Here is a 19,051-nt window from a genome sequence, read left to right on the forward strand (position 1 = left end):
AGAACTTTAGCAACAACGCCCGCGCCAACGGTACGGCCGCCTTCACGGATTGCGAAACGCAGACCGTCGTCCATCGCGATTGGGTGGATCAGAGTCACAACCATCTTGATGTTGTCGCCTGGCATTACCATCTCTACGCCTTCTGGCAGTTCGATGGTACCGGTCACGTCAGTTGTACGGAAGTAGAACTGTGGACGGTAGCCTTTGAAGAACGGAGTATGACGGCCGCCTTCGTCTTTGGACAGGATGTACACTTCAGATTCGAACTTGGTGTGTGGCTTGATTGAGCCTGGCTTCGCCAGAACCTGACCACGTTCGATTTCTTCACGTTTGATACCACGCAGCAGAACACCAACGTTCTCACCAGCACGGCCTTCGTCCAGCAGTTTGCGGAACATTTCAACGCCAGTACAGGTAGACTTCGCAGTCTCTTTGATACCAACGATTTCAACTTCTTCACCAACTTTGATGATACCGCGCTCTACACGACCGGTAACAACGGTACCACGACCGGAGATGGAGAATACGTCTTCGATTGGCAGCAGGAATGGCTTGTCAATCGCACGCTCTGGTTCTGGGATGTAAGAATCCAGGAAGCCAGCCAGTTCGATGATYTTCGCTTCCCACTCWGCKTCGCCTTCCAGCGCTTTCAGCGCGGAACCRCGAACGATTGGAGTGTCGTCGCCCGGGAAATCGTACTGAGACAGCAGTTCACGAACTTCCATCTCTACCAGTTCCAGCAGCTCTTCGTCATCAACCATGTCGCATTTGTTCAGGAACACGATGATGAAAGGAACGCCTACCTGACGACCCAGCAGGATGTGCTCACGAGTCTGAGGCATTGGGCCGTCAGTCGCAGCAACAACCAGGATCGCGCCGTCCATCTGCGCAGCACCGGTGATCATGTTTTTAACATAGTCGGCGTGGCCTGGGCAGTCTACGTGTGCGTAGTGGCGAGTCGGGGTGTCGTATTGCTCACGAGTCTGAGGCATTGGGCCGTCAGTCGCAGCAACAACCAGGATCGCGCCGTCCATCTGCGCAGCACCGGTGATCATGTTTTTAACATAGTCGGCGTGGCCTGGGCAGTCTACGTGTGCGTAGTGGCGAGTCGGGGTGTCGTACTCAACGTGAGAGGTGTTGATGGTGATACCACGAGCTTTTTCTTCTGGTGCGTTATCGATCTGGTCGAATGCACGAGCAGAACCACCGTAGGTTTTAGCCAGAACGGTAGTGATTGCAGCGGTCAGCGTTGTTTTACCATGGTCAACGTGGCCGATAGTACCGACGTTAACGTGCGGTTTTGTACGTTCAAACTTTTCTTTAGACATCGATTGTCCCTCTAAGACACGGATAAATCGGTGATATCACCACATCAACCAGGCGAAATGCCTGAATTGTTGAATACAGTAAAATTGAAACAGAGAGAAACGGGAAGGAGAAGTGAAGTGGTGCTGATACCCAGAGTCGAACTGGGGACCTCACCCTTACCAAGGGTGCGCTCTACCAACTGAGCCATATCAGCACGTATTGGAGCGGGCAGCGGGAATCGAACCCGCATCATCAGCTTGGAAGGCTGAGGTAATAGCCATTATACGATGCCCGCATCCTGAAACTCGGCTACCCAGTTCTTTCTGTAACAAAAAAAGAGATTTCTCTCTTTTTCAGTTTGAGCTGGCTAATTTTTCCAACCAGCTCCGGCGGCATTTACGCTGCCAGAAAGTGGTGGTGGGGGAAGGATTCGAACCTTCGAAGTCTGTGACGGCAGATTTACAGTCTGCTCCCTTTGGCCGCTCGGGAACCCCACCGGACTTGATGGTGCCGACTACCGGAATCGAACTGGTGACCTACTGATTACAAGTCAGTTGCTCTACCTACTGAGCTAAGTCGGCATCAAGTAGCGCGCATTCTATGGATACCTGCGCGGTCATGCAACTAAAAATTTGCATAAAACGTTCTTTCGCTCACATTTTATGCGAACGCAGCGCTAAGCGATGTAAAAGTAGCCATTCCGGGTCAAATAATCAACATACAGGCATGATTTACATCGCATACACCGTAGCGTGACGGCTTCCGCGTAACGCAGCGCTTTCCATCTTTTTTCTTATTATTCCCGCCATCTGGTGTTAACCTCCTGCCCATTGTCCAAAATTAACTGTGTGATGAGCCACGTCCCGGCAGCATAGCGCTGGCTCACTGAAGCATGCTTATGAGCAAAAAAGAGCAAACGTTAATGACGCCTTATCTTCACTTTAACCGCAGCCAGTGGGCTGCCCTGCGTGATTCCGTCCCTATGACGCTGACGGAAGGTGAAATCGCACGGTTAAAAGGGATAAACGAAGATCTGTCCCTGGAAGAGGTGGCAGAAATTTATCTCCCCCTCTCTCGCTTGCTTAACTTCTATATCAGCTCCAACCTGCGCCGTCAGGCGGTGCTGGAGCAGTTCCTCGGAACCAATGGTCAGCGCATTCCTTATATCATTAGTATTGCGGGCAGCGTGGCCGTGGGTAAAAGCACTACCGCACGCGTGCTGCAGGCGCTGCTGAGCCGCTGGCCGGAACACCGCAGCGTTGAGTTGATCACCACCGACGGCTTCCTGCATCCAAATGAAGTATTAAAAGAACGCGGGTTGATGAAGAAGAAGGGCTTCCCGCTCTCTTATGATATGCACCGTCTGGTAAAATTTGTCTCTGACCTGAAATCTGGCGTGCCGCACGTCACGGCGCCGGTCTATTCACACCTGATTTACGACCGCATCCCGGATGGGGATAAAACGGTAGTCCAGCCGGATATCCTGATCCTTGAAGGTTTGAACGTGCTGCAAAGCGGCATGGACTATCCTCATGACCCGCATCATGTGTTCGTTTCGGATTTCGTCGATTTCTCTATTTATGTTGATGCGCCGGAAGATCTGCTACAGAACTGGTATATCAACCGCTTCCTGAAGTTCCGCGAAGGGGCATTCACCGACCCGGACTCCTATTTCCACCACTACGCCCAGCTTTCTGAAGAAGAGGCGATTAATGTGGCCAGGGGGCTGTGGAATGAGATCAACTACGTGAACCTCAAAGAGAACATCCTCCCGACGCGCGAGCGTGCGAGCCTGATCCTCACCAAGAGCGAGAAGCACGCCGTCGACCAGATTCGCCTGCGAAAATAGTCAGGCAGACATAAAAAAACCGGCTTAGCGCCGGTTTTTTTTCGTTATGCGTGCGGCTTCTCGCCATTTTCATCCTGATCGACCGCAAAGCAGGCGACCAGCTGACCGCCATAATCCTTCAGTTGCGGCTGAAGCTGGGTGCACGGGCCAAAGCGGCGGCTGCAGCGCGCGTTGAAGGCACACCCCGGCGGCGGATTCAGCGGACTTGGCAGTTCACCCGTCAGCTTAATACGCTCGCGACGATCGTCCGGGTTCAGACGCGGCGTCGCAGACAGCAGCGCCTGGGTGTACGGATGACGAGGATTACTAAAGATCTGCTCTTTGGTCCCCTTCTCCACGCAGCGCCCCAGATACATCACCATCACTTCATCGGCAATATGCTCCACCACCGACAGGTCGTGAGAGATGAACACATAAGACAGCCCCAGATCCTGCTGGAGATCCATCATCAGGTTCAGCACCTGCGCGCGCACGGACACGTCGAGCGCCGAAACCGGCTCATCGGCAATCACCACATCCGGATCGAGCATCAGCCCGCGGGCGATGGCGATACGCTGACGCTGGCCGCCGGAGAACATATGCGGGTAGCGGTCGTAATGCTCGGTTTTGAGGCCGACCTTCGCCATCATTGCCAGCGCTTTTTCACGGCGCTGCTCTTTGCTCAGATTGCTGTTAATCAGCAGGGGCTCTTCCAGGATCTGTCCCACTTTTTTACGCGGGTTCAAAGAACCGTACGGGTTCTGGAACACAATCTGGATTTTCTGGCGGCGCAGTTTCTGCGCCTGCGGATCGTGCTTGAGCAGATCCTGGCCCTGATAATAAAGCTCACCGCCGGTCGGGACTTCAATCATCGTCAGCAGACGGCCCAGCGTCGATTTCCCGCAGCCTGACTCCCCCACCACCGCCAGCGTTTTACCGCGTTCGAGGGTAAATGACACGCCGTCCAGCGCTTTCACCAGGCGTTCAGGGGCAAAAATCCCCTTTTTCACCGGGTAGTGTTTTTTCAGGTCGATGGCCTGCAACAGCGGTTGTTGCGTGGTGGCCTGTTGCGTACTCATAGTGTTGGCCTCCCGGCATCATCGAGTGGGTAGTGGCATTTTGACTGTCGACCGTCGACCAGCAGATTCAGCTCTGGCTCCTCAACGCGGCATTTGTCCGTGGCATACGGGCAGCGCGGATTAAGCAGACAGCCCTGCGGACGGTCGTATTTGCCCGGAACCACGCCCGGCAGCGACGCCAGACGCGCTTTGTCCTGAGCAAACTCCGGCAGCGCGCGCAGCAGTGCCTGGGTATACGGGTGACGCGGCGCGCGGAAGATATCGTGCGAATTTCCGGTCTCAACCACCTGGCCCGCGTACATCACGATGATCTTGTGTGCGGCTTCGGCCACCAGCGCCAGATCGTGCGTAATCAGCACCAGCGCCATGTTCTCTTTCTGTTGCAACTCCAGCAGCAGCTCGATGATTTGCGCCTGAATGGTCACATCCAGCGCCGTTGTCGGTTCATCCGCAATCAGCAGCTTTGGTCGACAGGCAATCGCCATGGCGATCATCACGCGCTGGCTCATCCCACCGGAAAGCTGGTGCGGGTATACGTCCAGCCGCGATGCCGGATCAGGAATACCCACCTGGTTCAGCAGGTCGATCGCGCGCTGGCGACGGGTTTTCTTGTTACCACCCTGGTGCACCTTAATCGCTTCCATAATCTGGAAGCCGACCGTGTAGCACGGGTTCAGGCTGGTCATCGGGTCCTGGAAGATCATCGCCACTTCGGCGCCCACCAGCTGGCGGCGCTGTTTCTCAGAAATGCGCTTCAGGTCCTGACCGTTGAACTGCAGGTTTTCCGCCATCACGCGGCCCGGGTAATCAATCAGCCCCATGATTGCCAGTGAACTCACCGACTTACCGGAACCGGACTCCCCGACGATACCAACCACTTCGCCCTGATTGACGCTGTAGCTGATGCGGTCCACGGCGCGAAACGGGGTGCCTTCGTCGCCGAAGTGCACCGATAATTTATCTACATTTAATAACGCCATCTCGTGCCTCTTACTGCTTCAGTTTGGGATCAAGCGCATCACGCAGGCCATCACCCATCAGGTTAAATGCCAGCACCGTCAGCAGGATTGCCAGACCCGGGAAGGTGACAACCCACCAGGCGCTTTGTGCGAACTGCAACACGTCGGAGAGCATGGTGCCCCACTCCGGTGTTGGCGGCTGCGCACCCATGCCCAGGAAGCCAAGAGCGGCCATATCAAGAATGGCGTTAGAGAAACCGAGCGACGCCTGAACGATCAGCGGCGCAAGGCAGTTAGGGAAGATATTAACGAACATCTGGCGCATCGCACCGGCACCCGCCACGCGAGAGGCGGTGACGTAGTCGCGGTTCACTTCCACCAGCACCGCCGCGCGTGTTAATCGCACGTAGTGAGGAAGCGCCACGAAGGTCAGCGCCAGGGCGGCGTTACCGATCGACGGGCCGAAGATCGCCACCAGCACCAGAGCCAGCAGCAGGCTTGGCAGTGCCAGCATGATGTCGACGATACGCATAATGATGTTATCAACGATGCCGCCGAAGTAACCGGCAACCAGGCCGAGGATGATCCCCATAATCAGGGAGAGCACCACCACCAGACAGCCAACCAGCAGCGACAAACGCGCGCCGTACATCAGACGCGACAGCACATCGCGGCCCACATCATCGGTACCCAGCAGGTGCGCCAGACTACCGCCGTCCTGCCAGGCAGGAGGTGCCAGCAGCGCATCGCGGAACTGATCCGCCGGGTTATATGGCGCCAGAAAGTTCGCAAACACCGCAATCAGGATCATGATAGCGACATACACCAGCCCGACTACCGCGCCTTTATTGCGCTTGAAGTAGTGCCAGAACTCCTGCAGCGGCGTCATTGGAACCGGTGCAGCAACAGCTTTGTTTTCAGAAACCTGTGACATGATGGCCCCTTACTTCTTATGACGAATACGCGGGTTCACCACGCCGTACAGCAAATCGACCAGCAGGTTGACGAGGATAATCATCGTCGCGACCAGCAGCACCCCACCCTGCACCACCGGATAGTCACGGCGTTGCAGCGCATCAATCAGCCAGCGTCCGAGGCCCGGCCAGGAGAAGATGGTTTCCGTCAGGATCGCCCCCGCCAGCAGCGTACCCACCTGGAGGCCGATAACGGTCACCACCGGCAGCATGGCGTTACGCAGCGCGTGGACGATGATGACGCGCATGCGGGTTAAACCTTTGGCGCGCGCGGTACGGATGTAATCTTCACCCAGCACTTCCAGCATGGAGGAACGGGTCATACGCACGATCACCGCCAGAGGAATGGTGCCCAGTACCATGGCAGGCAGGATCATGTGCGCAACGGCATCAATGAAGTTGCCCTCCTCGCCCCAGATGGCCGTGTCGATCAGCATAAAGCCGGTTAACGGATTGGTATCATCAAGGAAGACCATATCGCTGACGCGTCCGGAGACCGGCGTCAGGTTCAATTGCACCGAGACCAGCATGATCAGCATCATGCCCCACCAGAAGATAGGCATGGAGTAACCGGTCAGCGCCAGACCCACGGCGGTATGGTCGAAAATAGAGCCACGCTTAACGGCAGCCAGTACCCCAACAGGAATACCCACCGCAGTGGCGAAAATCATGGCGCAGATGCCAAGCTCCAGCGTCGCTTTAAAACGCGGCACGAACTCGTCCCACACCGGAAGACGGCTTTTTAACGAAATCCCTAAGTCACCGTGCATCACGCCCCAGATATAGTGGAGGTACTGCTGCCACATCGGCTTATCGAGGCCGAGTTCAGCCAGCAGCTGCGCATGACGTTCAGGGGAGATACCACGCTCGCCCGCCATAATCATTACCGGGTCGCCGGGGATCATATGGACGAAGGCAAAAGTGAGAAGGGTGATACCGATAAACGTCGGGATAACAAGTCCCAGACGTCGGAGGATGAACTGCAACATAACCCGGATTCTCTCTGATGACGCACGGCCAGTGGCGTGACGTCTGTATTGCTCACAAATCTTATTCCCTCCCCTTTCAGAGAGGCAATAAAGCACTGCTGCCGGGTGGCGCTACGCTTACCCGGCCTACATACCGTAGGCCAGTGCAAGCGCAGCGCCGCCTGGCGTTGCTTTTAATTATTCAACCGATACGTTTTCGAAGTGGTGTTTGCCCAGTGGATCAACCACGTAGCCCTTCACTTCTTTACGCACTGGCTCATACACGGTGGAGTGAGCAACAATCAGTGCCGGAGCCTGATCGTGCATAACAACCTGAGCCTGCTTGTAGAGTTCAATACGTTTGTTGTGATCGTCGGTCGCACGCGCCGGCTGGATCAGGTCTTCAAACGGCTTGTAGCACCAGCGAGAGTAGTTAGAGCCGTCTTTCGCTGCCGCACAGCTGAACAGGGTGGCGAAGAAGTTGTCCGGATCCCCGTTGTCACCGGTCCAGCCCATCATTACCGCCTGGTGCTCACCCGCTTTGGCGCGCTTCAGATACTCGCCCCACTCGTAGGTCACAATCTTGGCCTGAACGCCAATTTTCGCCCAGTCAGCCTGGACCATTTCCGCCATACGGCGTGCGTTCGGGTTGTACGGACGCTGTACCGGCATCGCCCACAACTCGACGGTAAAGCCTTTATCCTGGCCCGCTTCTTTCAGCAGCGCTTTCGCTTTCTCAGGATCGTAACTGTAGTCCTTAACGTCGTCGTTATAGCCCCACATGGTTGGTGGGATCAGGTTCTTGGCAGCAACGCCCGCGCCCTGGTAAACGGCCTTGATGATCGCTTCTTTGTTCACCGCGTAGGTCAGCGCCTGACGTACTTTCACGTCATCAAACGGTTTCTTCTCGGTATTGAAGGAGAGATAGCCCACGTTCAGACCCGCCTGCTCCATCAGGTTGATGTTCTTGTCCTGCTTCATGCGCGCGATATCTGCCGGGTTCGGGTACGGCATCACCTGGCATTCGTTTTTCTGCAGTTTAGCGTAACGTACGGACGCATCAGGCGTGATGGAGAAGACCAGACGGTCAATCTGCGGCTTGGTGCCCCAGTAGCCCGGGAAGGCTTTATACAGAATACGGGAGTCTTTCTGGTACTGCAGCAGCTGGAACGGGCCGGTACCGATTGGGTTCAGGTCCACTTTTTCCGGCGTGCCGGCTTTCAGCATGTTGTCCGCATACTCTTTAGAGAGAATAGAGGCGAAGTCCATGGCCAGGTCAGCCAGGAATGGCGCTTCCGGACGTGTCAGCACGAACTGAACGGTTTTATCGTCTACTTTTTTCACTTCGGCGATCAGGTCAGGCAGACCCATCCCTTCGAAGTATTCGTAGCTGCCGCCAGACACTTTGTGGTACGGGTTCTGGGCGTTTTTCTGACGGTCGAAGGAGAACACAACGTCGTCGGCGTTAAAGTCGCGCGTTGGTTTGAATTCTTTGCTGTCCTGCCACTTCACGCCCTGGCGCAGGTGGAAGGTATAGGTTTTGCCGTCTTCGCTGATGTCCCACTTCTCGGCCAGACCCGGAATCACTTCCGTGGTGCCGGTTTTGAATTCAACCAGACGGTTATAGATCGGTACAGAGCTTGCGTCGTAAGTCGTACCAGAGGTAAAGAGCTGTGGGTTAAAGCCTTCCGGCGAGCCTTCAGAACAGTAAACCAGGGTTTTTGCCTGTACGCTTGCTGCCACGGTCATAGCCACCAGACTCAGACCAAGCTTCAGCATCCCTGACTTCTTCAAGGAAATACTCATTATTCTGCTCCAATGTGATGTTTTGCTTTGTTGTGTTACGCCGCCAGACCTTTATTTATTTTTTACCCGGTCCGGTCGGAGGTGCCCGAAGGCGTTAAAGGGATGGAGAATCCTTTCAGAAGAGCGTTTGAGTTGCAGCGCAGATCGTCCCTGAAATGCCCCTCATGCCCTACAATCTGTCAACAGAATGTGAAAACGTCAATACAGGTGACGGGGATTTGCGCCGAGTGTGAGAAACCGCAAACAAAGATTAAAAAAACCCTGAACGCCAGTTTTCAGCAGGGAAATTTATGCTACTCGCCAACTTGCAGCACAAATATCTTCATATTTCGCAACAATCAGTGATTAACTTTTATTCAGAATGGGTAAATTTTCTTGCAGAATGGTGATTATCTGAGCACTAAATACCGCGAACGTTAAAACGCACAGCGAAAAATGCTGAGGTTATCCATAAGCAACGCGAAAAAAGATCAATCTATATATAAAAAAATACAATGGATTATGTCACAAAATCGTTAACAGGCAGGAAGAAGCGGGGATAAGGGGCATTTTACTGAATCAGGATGAGTAAGCCGCTAATGCAAAAAGGGCTAACCTTGCGGTTAGCCCTTTTCAGAATGTGGTCGGCGAGAGAGGATTCGAACCTCCGACCCACTGGTCCCAAACCAGTTGCGCTACCAAGCTGCGCTACTCGCCGAATGCGGAGCGCATCTTACTGCTGAGGTGCGCCCCCGTCAATCCCTTATTTTCAAAAAGCCATTCAACTGGCGATATTCTAGCCAGAGCAGCTACTGCGCGGCTTTTGCGGTGTTATCAGGGAGTTTACACCAGTTGTTGTTTTCGTTAATCCCACCGTTCGGTGAGGTATAGCCGAGGCAACCCATAATGGTGTCATACAGCTCAACGTGACGGCGCGGCACCTTCATTTCCGCCTCTTTCTTAAGCTGAGCAAACATCTTCGCTTTCTCCGGATTTTCAAGATACTTATCCGACATCCACATGATCATCGGCACGCGGAACTGCTCCGGCGGTGCCAGCTTGCGCGGCGTACCGTGCAGGTGCTCTTTCTCATTAATGGACTCACCGTGGTCTGCGGCGTAGATAACAATCGCTTTTTTATCACGCAGCTGGTCAATCACCCGGCTCAGGAAGGTATCCACATACAGTACCGAGTTATCGTAGGCGTTGATCAGTTCCTGCTTGCTGCAGTCTTTATTAATGCCTACGCACTCAGGCTGCCATTTCGCGAAATCGCGCGTGTAACGCTGGTAATAACTGTAATGCGACCCTTTGGTATGCAGAATGACGAGATGTTTGCCCTGCGGGTGATTCTTCAGAGACTGGGACATCTCCTCAAGCAGCAGCATGTCGTCAACGTTTTTCCCGCGGTTGCGAGGCTCGGCACCAATCTGCTCACGATACGCGATGTTATCTGCCAGCGTGTTGGTGTAGAACCACATCTCACTTTGCATGGCGAACAGATCGGAGCTAAATCCAAGCTGCTTCAGCACGGCAAAGACGTTTTGTTCTTTCAGCGTACGCTGCGGGTTATCGCTCGCCCCGCCTTCACGCACAAACATACAGCGCAACGAGAGCTTCGTGGCGGTATCGCAGGAATAGCCGCGGTAAGCCACCAGATTCTTCTCCTGCGCCAGTTTCGGCGTGGTATCGCGGTCATAACCGAGGATACCCATATGATCCCAGCGCGTCGTTTCACCGATGACAAAGACTACGTAAGTATCATCCAGCCCGTCAGCCGGCGCCTGGTAGGTGAACTTTTTGGTCGGGTTAATCAGCGATTTCACATCGCTGGATTCGTCCGCCTGTGCCCAGGCGTAAAGACCTAACGCGGACAGCCAGTTGGACGGCAGATACGAGTTAGCCACTACGCCGCCATAGCTCGGCATATCCACGCCCGTCGCTTTTTCGATCCGTTTTTGCTGTTTTTCCATCAGGCGAATCGGCGCCCACACCAGCAGGCCCGCCAGCAGAACGACGGCGACGTTGCGGATGCGCTGTCCCCGGGTACGCAGCTGGCGTAACAGGGTATAACGGCAGGTATTACTCCAGATAAAGAAGAGCGGGATCAGGCAGGTCAAAATCGTCCATATGATGAACCCTTGACCCACCACCTCTTTCGAGAGGTCGATGTCCGTGGTCATCACCGAGGCGACAATACCGTAGCCAATGACCACGTTCATGAATGTCATGTAATAGCTTGCGGCGGCAGAGATAATCACCACCAGCGAGGCCAGAATTTGCCATGTACGTCGGCCAAAAAGTGAGAGCAGGCGTAACAGGAAGAAGGTTGCCAGGATAGAGCCAAACACTTCGATGACGGCAAAAATTCCATTTCTTACGCTGAGGTGTTCGAAATAACCTTCCACACGTCTGAACAGTACCGCGCCATTCAGAAACAAACCGATATAGACAGCCAGCATCAGACACAATCTTTGCTGGGTAAGAGACCTAATATATTTCATGCAAACAACCCTGGGGGAAGGGGTATAAAGACCCGCCGAATCTCAGTGAGAAAGCTGACAGAGTAAGTAGATGCGAGCGAAACCGTTATCAGAAACGTCTACAAGCGCGATAAGTAGACCACAGCGGGAAAGAAAAGTGGCAGCAGAGAGTGTGATCGAGGAAATTTTTTACAAAATAACAAGTCCGAAAGTGATGTTGAGATAAAAAAAAGAGGCCCTGAGGCCCCTTTTCACCGAATCATGCATGCGCTTCTTTATACACCTCGCGCTGCGGCTGACGAATCGTTGTGGACAGCGCCAGCGAGATAATCAGCAAGGCAAATATCACGCAGAAGGTTACGTAGAAGCCACCGAACAGCGAGGCAATCAGCGACCCGCAGATACTGCCGATACCGAAGCCGAGATAAATGACGCCGTAGTTTTTCGCCAGATTGTTGAGGCCAAAGAACTCGCTCACCAGCGACGGGAAAACGGTAATGGTGCCGCCGAAGTTAAAGGCGACGCAGGCAATCGCCGCAAAGAAGGTCGCCTCGTTCAGCGGTGCAAACAGCAGCGCCGCCATGCCTACCAGAGAGATGACCTGCCCCAGCGTAATCACGCGGATGCGGGCGATTTTGTCAGACAGGATACCGAGCACCAGACGACCCGAGAGGTTAGCAATGGAGATGACCGTCACCGCATTCGCCGCCGTCGCGGCATCCAGTTTTACCATCCCCTGCGCGATATCTTTCGCCACGCCAATAACATACAGACCGCTCATGCAGGCCGTCAGGAACATCACCGCCAGCATCCAGTACTGCGGCTTACGCATGGACTGTGCGAGGGTGAAATCATTCTCCACCACGCCGTTTACGGTTTTCACTTCCTGCTGCGGGGCATCTTTCATCAGCGTGGCACCAAACAGAATCATCACCAGGACAATAGCCCCCCAGATCATGAACGTTTTTTCGAGGCCAACGGACGCCAGCAGTTGAGAGTCGATAAATTTAAAGCCAAGGCTGCCCAGGCCATAGGAGCCGATAGCAAACGCGGAGATCAAGCCTTTACGCTCCGGGAACCACTTCACGCAGTTCGACAGCGTCAGCAGGTAACCTGCGCCGTCCGCCAGCCCCACCAGCACGCCGGCGCTCAGCCACAGCATCATCAGGTTGCTGGAATGCGCCGTCAGGAAAAAGCCCAGGCCCAGCAGAATGCCGGAGGCCATGGTCACGCGCTTCACGCCGAAGCGTTCCTGAAGTTTGCCCGCCACGGAAGAGGAAATCGCTAATCCAAGACTCAGTAAGCCGAAGGAGAATGCCACCTGGCTTATCGGCGCGCCGAGCTTATCAGACAAGGCGCTGTTAAACAGACTCCAGGTATAGACCGAACCCAGTGCGAACTGAGTAATGATGGTGCCGAATAGCGTCAGCCAGCGCGTGCGGTTATAGGTTGAGGTGTTCATGGCAGTATCCTGCAAGAGAAATTAAGGAAATTCGCTGAGGACACGATAAACAAAACCCCAAAACGCCAGGGGTAAAACGGCATGAAATGCAGGAGAAACGGAATGAAATGCCTGGAAGCGGGAATGAACGACCTTGCCGGAGAAGAAAACGTTTAAAGGTGAGTGACCACTATCACCACACCCCTCGCCGTTATTGTATTAAATATGTTACCGCAGCGTTTAAAAAAGTAACAACCCTAAAATTTGGCGCTTAAGCCCAGGGTATACAAATATTCTTCTTCCGACTGCTGGTTGTAGCTGATCTTCGCCCAGGGGTGTAAATCGCCGTACTGGGTATCAACACGCCACCCCAGCGAGTTCACGCTGGCATGCCAGAGGGGTTCGGTAAGCGACTGCGCGGTGGTTGAATCACTAAACGTATTTACCGTTGAGGGTGGAGTGCCATCTGTGCGCCACGCCATGACCGGCCCGGTTGTGATATGCCCCGCCACGGGAAAATTCCAGCCAACGCTCAGAACGGTTTCCGCATCCGAACCGGATGGGTCGTTCAGCGCAAAGCCCGCAGCATTCTGCGAATGGTTAATACGCTCCGCGAGAATATCTTCATAACGAGGTTGGTGATCGGCGTCCCATGTATAGCGTTCTGTCGTATTACTTTGTGCATCTGAAACGATATATTCCTGTTGCCATGCAAAAGCGGTGTTACATATAAGCAGGCAAGCTGAAACGCCCACCAGGCCAGAAGCAGCATGGCGACCACTGATTTTTTTTATCATCATCAAAGCGACTCCAGAAAGAGCCGAGTTCGGCGATATATGTCATTGTTCGAAGAGGTATTGGGGCATATAGCCCTGTATTAACTATTGTCTCTTTAGCAGACACGTCAAGCCGGGCAGATTGAAATTTTTGCGTTTATCGTATCAGGAAGGGAGATGACCTATGCAACGTTGCGGTTGGGTAAGCCAGGATCAGCTTTATATCGATTATCACGACAAGGAATGGGGCGTACCGGAAACCGACGGTGAAAAACTGTTTGAAATGATTTGCCTTGAAGGCCAGCAGGCCGGTCTGTCGTGGATCACCGTTCTGAAAAAGCGTGAGAACTACCGCAATGCCTTCCACCGGTTCAATCCGGCTGCGGTGGCCGCCATGACCGACGACGACGTGGAAAGACTGGTTCTGAATCCCGGTATCATCCGCCATCGCGGTAAAATTCAGGCCATTATCGGTAACGCGCGGGCTTATCTGGCGATGGAGCAAAACGGCGAACCCTTCTCAGCATTTGTCTGGTCGTTTGTGGATAACGAGCCGAAGGTGACGCGGGCCGCCACGCTTGCAGAGATCCCAACCTCGACCCCTGCCTCGGATGCCCTGTCGAAAGCGCTGAAAAAACGCGGCTTCAAGTTTGTGGGCACCACCATCTGTTACTCCTTTATGCAAGCCTGCGGGCTGGTCAATGACCATATTACGGGCTGCATCTGCCACCCGGAGGGCAACCATGATCCGCAAATGGCACAGTGAGAATACCGCTCAGCTCCTGAGACTGTGGCTTGAGAGCACCACCGAGGCGCATCCGTTTATCGACGCCGACTACTGGAAAGCGAACGAAGCGCTGGTGCGGGATGAATACCTTCCCGCCGCCGAAACCTGGGTCTGGGAGGAGAACGGTACGCCGCGCGGTTTTATCAGCGTCATACAGTCGCAGTTTGTGGGGGCGCTGTTCGTTACGCCAGCGTATATCGGAAAAGGCATCGGGCGCGCGCTGCTGAACCATGTTCAACAGCGCTTCCCGCACTTAACCCTGGAGGTGTATCAGAAAAACGTCCGGGCGGTGAATTTCTATCATGCTCAGGGCTTTCGCATTGAAGACAGCGCCTGGCAGGATGACACCCAACACCCGACGTGGATCATGAGCTGGCAGGCGGATCAAACGCCGTTAAGGTAAGCTCGGGCCCCTCATATTTCTCGACCCAGGCCAGCGCCGTGTTCCCTGCGCAACCATTCCCCAGCTTCGAGCTGGGGAGATCTTTGGTCAGCACGTTAACCGCCCCGTTTTTACAGATCCCACCCTCGGTGGGCTCAAGGTCGGGCCAGGCTCCCTGATGAATACAGATCACGCCTGGCTTAATCCCGTCGCTGACCACCGCCCCTGCCAGCACCTGTCCACGCTGGTTCCAGACGCGCACCACGTCACCGTCCGCAATCCCACGCGCTTTGGCGTCTAAAGTATTGAGCGTAATTGGCTCCCGCCCGGCGACCGCATACTGCTCGCGCAGAGAGGTGTAATTAAGCTGACTGTGCAGACGATGCGCCGGATGGGCAGACAGCACCTGCAGCTGCGCCGGCTGAGCGTTGCCGTGCCACTCGTCCGGCTCCAGCCACGAAGGGTGTGGCGGACAATCGGCATATCCAAAGCTGGCGATGCGCTCGCTGTAGATCACAATCTTGCCGCTCTCGGTTTTCAGCGGATGGTTTTCCGGGTCGCGACGGAAATCGGCGAAACGGACAAATCGGGCGTTCTGTTCGCTTTCCGGCATTTCGACAATCTGGTTCGCCTCCCAGAATTCAGCAAATGGCGGAAGCGTCACGCCCTGCGCCGCACCGCGCTGTCCGGCGATCTGGTAGAAACTCTCCAGCCACTGCAGGTCATTTTTCCCTTCGGTAAAGCGTTCGCGACCGCCCGCTTCCCAGAGCTCGCTCAGTTCAGCAAACACGTCAAAATCATCACGCGCTTCATCACGCGGGGCCACCACGCGCTTCATCGGCACCATATGCTGGTTGCTGTAATCGCCGGTCATGGTGAGATCGTTACGCTCAAACGACGTGGTCGCCGGCAGCACGATATCGGCATGTTTGGCCGAGGCGGTCCAGAAGCACTCGGAAATCACCACCAGCTCCGGCTTTTGCCAGGCGCGGATCAGGCGATTGGTATCCTGATGGTGCGTGAAGTTTGCCCCGCCCGCCCACCAGACAAACTTAATGTCCGGGAAGTGGCGGTCCAGACCGTTATGCTGATAAAAACCGCCCGGGTTTTCCAGGGCTTCAACGATTCGCGCCACCGGGATTTTATCCACGGCATCCACGCCGCCCTGCACCGAGCCTTGCAGGGACGCCAGCACTGCAGCTTTACGCGTTGGGTTGCCGCCGTTCGCAAAGTGATAGGAGAGACCAAAACCGCCGCCCGGCGTACCAATCTGTCCTAGCATCGCGGCAAGCGTCACCAGCATCCAGTGTTTCTGCTCGCCGAACTGCTGGCGCTGCATCCCCCAGCCGGACATTAACATCGTGGTATTTTTATGGAACAGTGCCGCCAGTTCGCGGATTTTAGCGGCTGGAACGCCACAAATTTCCGCGGCCCACTCTGCCGTTTTCACTACCCCATCAGATTCGCCCGTCAGGTAGTCGGCGAATTTGTCGAAGCCGGATGTACACCGGGCGAGGAAATCGCGGTCGTGCCAGCCGTTCTCCACCAGCGTATGGGCGATACCCAGCATCATCGCCACGTCGGTGCCCATATGAGGAGCAATCCACTCGGCGCTGTCGCCGAAGAAATCCATGGTTTCAGAACGCATCGGATCAATGCAGATGATGCGTTTGCCGCTTTTGCGCAGCGCGTCGAAATACCCAATCCCCTGCTCGTCGCTGGCATTCCAGGCAATTTTCAGCGTGTTCAGCGGGTTGGCGCTCCACAGCACCACCACGTCGGTATGCTCCAGCACCAGCGGCCAGCTGGTCTGCTGCTGGTACACTTCGTTCCCGCCCACGACGTACGGCATGATCGCCTGCGCCGCGCCGGTCGAATAGTCTCCCAGATGACCGGTATAGCCCCCGGCCAGGCTCATGTAGCGCTGCAGCAGGGTCGAGGCCTTGTGCAGCACGCCGTTCGAGCGCCAGCCATAGGAGCCGGCAAAAATGGACGATGGGCCATAGCTGTCGCGAATGCGCTTATGCTGCGTATGGATCAGCGCCAGCGCATCGTCCCAACTCACGCGAACAAACTCATCCTGACCACGGATCCCCTGCGGTTTATCCGGCGAGGCCAGAAAACCTTTGCGCACCATCGGCCATCGCACGCGCGTTTTGCTGTGCACCTGATCGCGTACGACGGTCTGTAACGAATTGGGATGTTGTGTTGGCAGTGCCCCACGGGACGACAGAACATTTTCGCCATCGGTTTCGACCAGCATCGGCCCCCAGTGGGCGGCGGTCAGAATGGTTTTTGTTGAGGTGCTCAAGCGTGCGCTCCTGGTTGCGTGCAGGTTTACGGCCTTCTCGTTGAGGTCGTTTATGGTTTGTCACAAATTTCAGAGTTATACCCGGAATTTTCTCCGTATCTGGACGTCATAATCAACTGCCACGCTCGCCGTGGCAAAGAATAAAAAGGATTAAGGAAAGAAGATGAAAAAACGCGTACTCGTTATTGCCGCTCTGGTGAGCGGTGCACTGGCTGTTTCTGGCTGCACAACCAACCCTTACACCGGTGAGCGCGAAGCGGGTAAATCCGGCATTGGCGCAGGTATCGGCTCGCTGGTCGGCGCAGGCGTTGGGGCACTCTCCTCCTCCAAGAAAGACCGCGGCAAAGGTGCGCTGATTGGCGCAGCGGCAGGTGCGGCGCTGGGCGGCGGCGTCGGTTATTACATGGACGTGCAGGAAGCGAAACTGCGCGACAAAATGAAGGGAACCGGCGTGAGCGTCACCCGCAGCGGCGATAACATCATCCTGAACATGCCGAACAACGTGACCTTTGACAGCAGCAGCGCCACGCTGAAACCTGCGGGCGCGAACACCCTGACCGGCGTGGCGATGGTGCTGAAAGAGTACAACAAGACCGCCGTGAACGTGATTGGCTACACCGACAGCACCGGCAGCCAGGATCTGAACATGCGTCTGTCTCAGCAGCGTGCCGATTCCGTGGCCAGCTCCCTGATAACCCAGGGCGTTGAAGCAAACCGCATCCGCACCAGCGGCATGGGCCCTGCCAATCCTATCGCCAGCAACAGCACGGCGGAAGGTAAAGCGCAAAACCGTCGCGTAGAGATTACGTTGAGCCCGATTCAGTAATCCCCGAGGGAGAGGGCCGGGGTGAGGGCAACAGACCGCACACCCCGGCATGAACCACTTGCCATCGTTGATTTTCCCGCTAAGGTATTCTCACTAAATTCAGGGAAATCAGCGATGAGCAAACCAGCCCGGGCCACCATCAGCGACGTGGCGAAAGCCGCCAAAACCGGTAAAACCAGCATTTCGCGCTACCTCAACGGCGAGAAACATCTGCTGTCCGACGCATTGCTGGCGCGTATTGAACAGGCCATTGCCGATCTCGACTATCGTCCCAGCCTGATGGCGCGCGGGCTCAAACGCGGTCGCACCCGTTTGATCGGCCTTATTATCGCCGATATCACCAACCCCTACTCCGTCAACGTCCTCAGCGGTATCGAGGCCGCCTGCCGCGAGAAGGGCTTCACGCCGCTGGTCTGTAATACCAACAACGAAGTCGACCAGGAGCTGCACTATCTCGATCTGCTGCGCAGCTACCAGGTGGAAGGGATTGTGGTTAACGCAGTAGGCATGCGTGAAGAGGGCCTGAACCGCCTGCAGCAGTCCTCCCTGCCCATGGTCCTCATCGACCGTAAAATCCCGGAATTCGCCTGCGATGTCGTCGGGCTGGATAACACCCAGGCAGCCACAACCGCGACCGAGCACCTGATCGAACAGGGCTTCGAAGCGATTCTTTTCCTGAGCGAACCGCTGGGCATGGTAAATACCCGACGCGACCGCCTGGCGGCATTTCGCGCCACGCTTGCGCGTTATCCCGGTGCGATCGCCGAAAATGCCGAAACGCCGCTTCACGAAGCCGACCAGATCGACAACACCCTGCGCCAGTTCCATACCCGCCATCGCGGGATGCGCAAAGCCGTTATCTCCGCCAACGGGGCGCTGACGCTTCAGGTCGCCCGCTCGCTCAAGCGCATTGGCCTGCACTGGGGCAGCGATATCGGTCTGCTGGGCTTTGATGAGCTGGAGTGGGCGGAGCTCGCTGGCGTGGGTATTACGACCCTTAAACAACCCACCTGGCAGATTGGCTATGCCGCTGTAGAACAAGTGATTCGTCGTATTGAAGGCACCCGCGATGCCGTACGCGAGCAGGTCTTCTCCGGCGAGCTGATCGTTCGCGGCTCCACCGCCCGTTAATTCCCCCTTGTGA

The 19,051-nt window shown here is 55.4% G+C and carries 15 protein-coding genes and 5 tRNA genes; 5 read left to right on the forward strand and 15 right to left on the reverse strand.

What is annotated here, in order from left to right; genetic code table 11:
* From tuf to A6013_RS14690, 5 genes are all read right to left on the reverse strand, one after another.
* Positions 1 to 1,328: elongation factor Tu (gene tuf / locus A6013_RS14670; RefSeq protein ID WP_083275084.1), on the reverse strand; the 1,328-nt coding region annotated here is incomplete at its 3' end.
* A 118-nt stretch (positions 1,329 to 1,446) separates the two neighbouring features.
* Positions 1,447 to 1,522 (reverse strand) — tRNA-Thr (locus tag A6013_RS14675).
* A gap of 6 nt (positions 1,523 to 1,528) precedes the next feature.
* Positions 1,529 to 1,603: transfer RNA gene (locus A6013_RS14680), tRNA-Gly, on the reverse strand.
* A 117-nt stretch (positions 1,604 to 1,720) separates the two neighbouring features.
* A tRNA-Tyr gene (locus A6013_RS14685) sits at positions 1,721 to 1,805 on the reverse strand.
* A gap of 8 nt (positions 1,806 to 1,813) precedes the next feature.
* A tRNA-Thr gene (locus A6013_RS14690) sits at positions 1,814 to 1,889 on the reverse strand.
* 317 nt (positions 1,890 to 2,206) lie between these two features.
* Between A6013_RS14690 and coaA the strand changes: the two genes are divergently transcribed.
* On the forward strand, positions 2,207 to 3,157 hold the full coding sequence (gene coaA, locus A6013_RS14695) for a type I pantothenate kinase (RefSeq protein WP_032644951.1): 951 nt from the start codon (positions 2,207 to 2,209) through the stop codon (positions 3,155 to 3,157).
* 44 nt (positions 3,158 to 3,201) lie between these two features.
* Here coaA and dppF read toward each other — a convergent pair whose 3' ends face one another.
* The 9 genes from dppF to A6013_RS14740 all read right to left on the reverse strand — a co-directional run bounded on the left by dppF (position 3,202) and on the right by A6013_RS14740 (position 13,625).
* The gene (dppF, locus tag A6013_RS14700; RefSeq protein ID WP_028015094.1) at positions 3,202 to 4,215 is read right to left on the reverse strand and encodes a dipeptide ABC transporter ATP-binding subunit DppF; all 1,014 of its coding nucleotides are present in this window, start codon (positions 4,213 to 4,215) and stop codon (positions 3,202 to 3,204) included.
* Positions 4,212 to 5,195, reverse strand: a complete 984-nt coding sequence (dppD, locus tag A6013_RS14705; protein ID WP_069733324.1) for a dipeptide ABC transporter ATP-binding protein — start codon at positions 5,193 to 5,195, stop codon at positions 4,212 to 4,214. Before dppD ends, dppF begins: the two co-directional genes overlap by 4 nt.
* A gap of 10 nt (positions 5,196 to 5,205) precedes the next feature.
* Complete coding sequence (gene dppC / locus A6013_RS14710) at positions 5,206 to 6,108, reverse strand: dipeptide ABC transporter permease DppC (protein WP_028015093.1); 903 nt, start codon at positions 6,106 to 6,108, stop codon at positions 5,206 to 5,208.
* A 9-nt stretch (positions 6,109 to 6,117) separates the two neighbouring features.
* Positions 6,118 to 7,137: a dipeptide ABC transporter permease DppB gene (dppB, locus tag A6013_RS14715; protein WP_028015092.1), complete on the reverse strand. Its 1,020-nt coding sequence runs from the start codon at positions 7,135 to 7,137 to the stop codon at positions 6,118 to 6,120.
* Positions 7,138 to 7,314: 177 nt separating this feature from the next.
* Complete coding sequence (dppA, locus tag A6013_RS14720) at positions 7,315 to 8,922, reverse strand: dipeptide ABC transporter periplasmic-binding protein DppA (protein ID WP_028015091.1); 1,608 nt, start codon at positions 8,920 to 8,922, stop codon at positions 7,315 to 7,317.
* 620 nt (positions 8,923 to 9,542) lie between these two features.
* Positions 9,543 to 9,619: transfer RNA gene (locus A6013_RS14725), tRNA-Pro, on the reverse strand.
* Positions 9,620 to 9,710: 91 nt separating this feature from the next.
* Positions 9,711 to 11,405, reverse strand: coding sequence for a kdo(2)-lipid A phosphoethanolamine 7''-transferase (gene eptB, locus A6013_RS14730; RefSeq protein ID WP_028015090.1), 1,695 nt, complete (start codon positions 11,403 to 11,405; stop codon positions 9,711 to 9,713).
* Between the two features lie 238 nt (positions 11,406 to 11,643).
* Positions 11,644 to 12,846, reverse strand: a complete 1,203-nt coding sequence (locus A6013_RS14735) for an MFS transporter (RefSeq protein WP_041911599.1) — start codon at positions 12,844 to 12,846, stop codon at positions 11,644 to 11,646.
* Between the two features lie 236 nt (positions 12,847 to 13,082).
* A complete protein-coding gene (locus tag A6013_RS14740) occupies positions 13,083 to 13,625 on the reverse strand; it encodes a lipase (protein WP_069733325.1) in 543 nt (180 codons plus the stop codon).
* Between the two features lie 160 nt (positions 13,626 to 13,785).
* On the opposite strand from A6013_RS14740, the gene tag reads away from it, so the two are divergent.
* Together tag and A6013_RS14750 are read left to right on the forward strand one after the other, a co-directional pair.
* The gene (gene tag, locus A6013_RS14745) at positions 13,786 to 14,367 is read left to right on the forward strand and encodes a DNA-3-methyladenine glycosylase I (RefSeq protein WP_028015087.1); all 582 of its coding nucleotides are present in this window, start codon (positions 13,786 to 13,788) and stop codon (positions 14,365 to 14,367) included.
* A complete protein-coding gene (locus A6013_RS14750) occupies positions 14,345 to 14,791 on the forward strand; it encodes an N-acetyltransferase (protein ID WP_028015086.1) in 447 nt (148 codons plus the stop codon). The genes tag and A6013_RS14750 overlap by 23 nt, the downstream gene beginning before the upstream one ends.
* Here A6013_RS14750 and A6013_RS14755 read toward each other — a convergent pair.
* Positions 14,754 to 17,033 (reverse strand): molybdopterin guanine dinucleotide-containing S/N-oxide reductase, encoded by a 2,280-nt coding sequence (locus A6013_RS14755; RefSeq protein WP_069733411.1) that lies wholly within the window; start codon positions 17,031 to 17,033, stop codon positions 14,754 to 14,756. The two genes, A6013_RS14750 and A6013_RS14755, sit on opposite strands and share 38 nt — an antisense overlap.
* 211 nt (positions 17,034 to 17,244) lie before the next feature.
* On the opposite strand from A6013_RS14755, the gene A6013_RS14760 reads away from it, so the two are divergent.
* Together A6013_RS14760 and A6013_RS14765 are read left to right on the forward strand one after the other, a co-directional pair.
* Positions 17,245 to 17,907, forward strand: a complete 663-nt coding sequence (locus tag A6013_RS14760) for an OmpA family lipoprotein (RefSeq protein ID WP_008502762.1) — start codon at positions 17,245 to 17,247, stop codon at positions 17,905 to 17,907.
* A gap of 114 nt (positions 17,908 to 18,021) precedes the next feature.
* Entirely contained in the window at positions 18,022 to 19,038 is a 1,017-nt protein-coding gene (locus A6013_RS14765) for a LacI family DNA-binding transcriptional regulator (protein ID WP_028015084.1), read from the forward strand.
* Positions 19,039 to 19,051 lie beyond the last annotated feature (13 nt).

Origin of the sequence: Enterobacter sp. IF2SW-B1, from assembly GCF_001743375.1 — a bacterium.
GTDB classification, from domain to species: domain Bacteria; phylum Pseudomonadota; class Gammaproteobacteria; order Enterobacterales; family Enterobacteriaceae; genus Enterobacter; species Enterobacter bugandensis.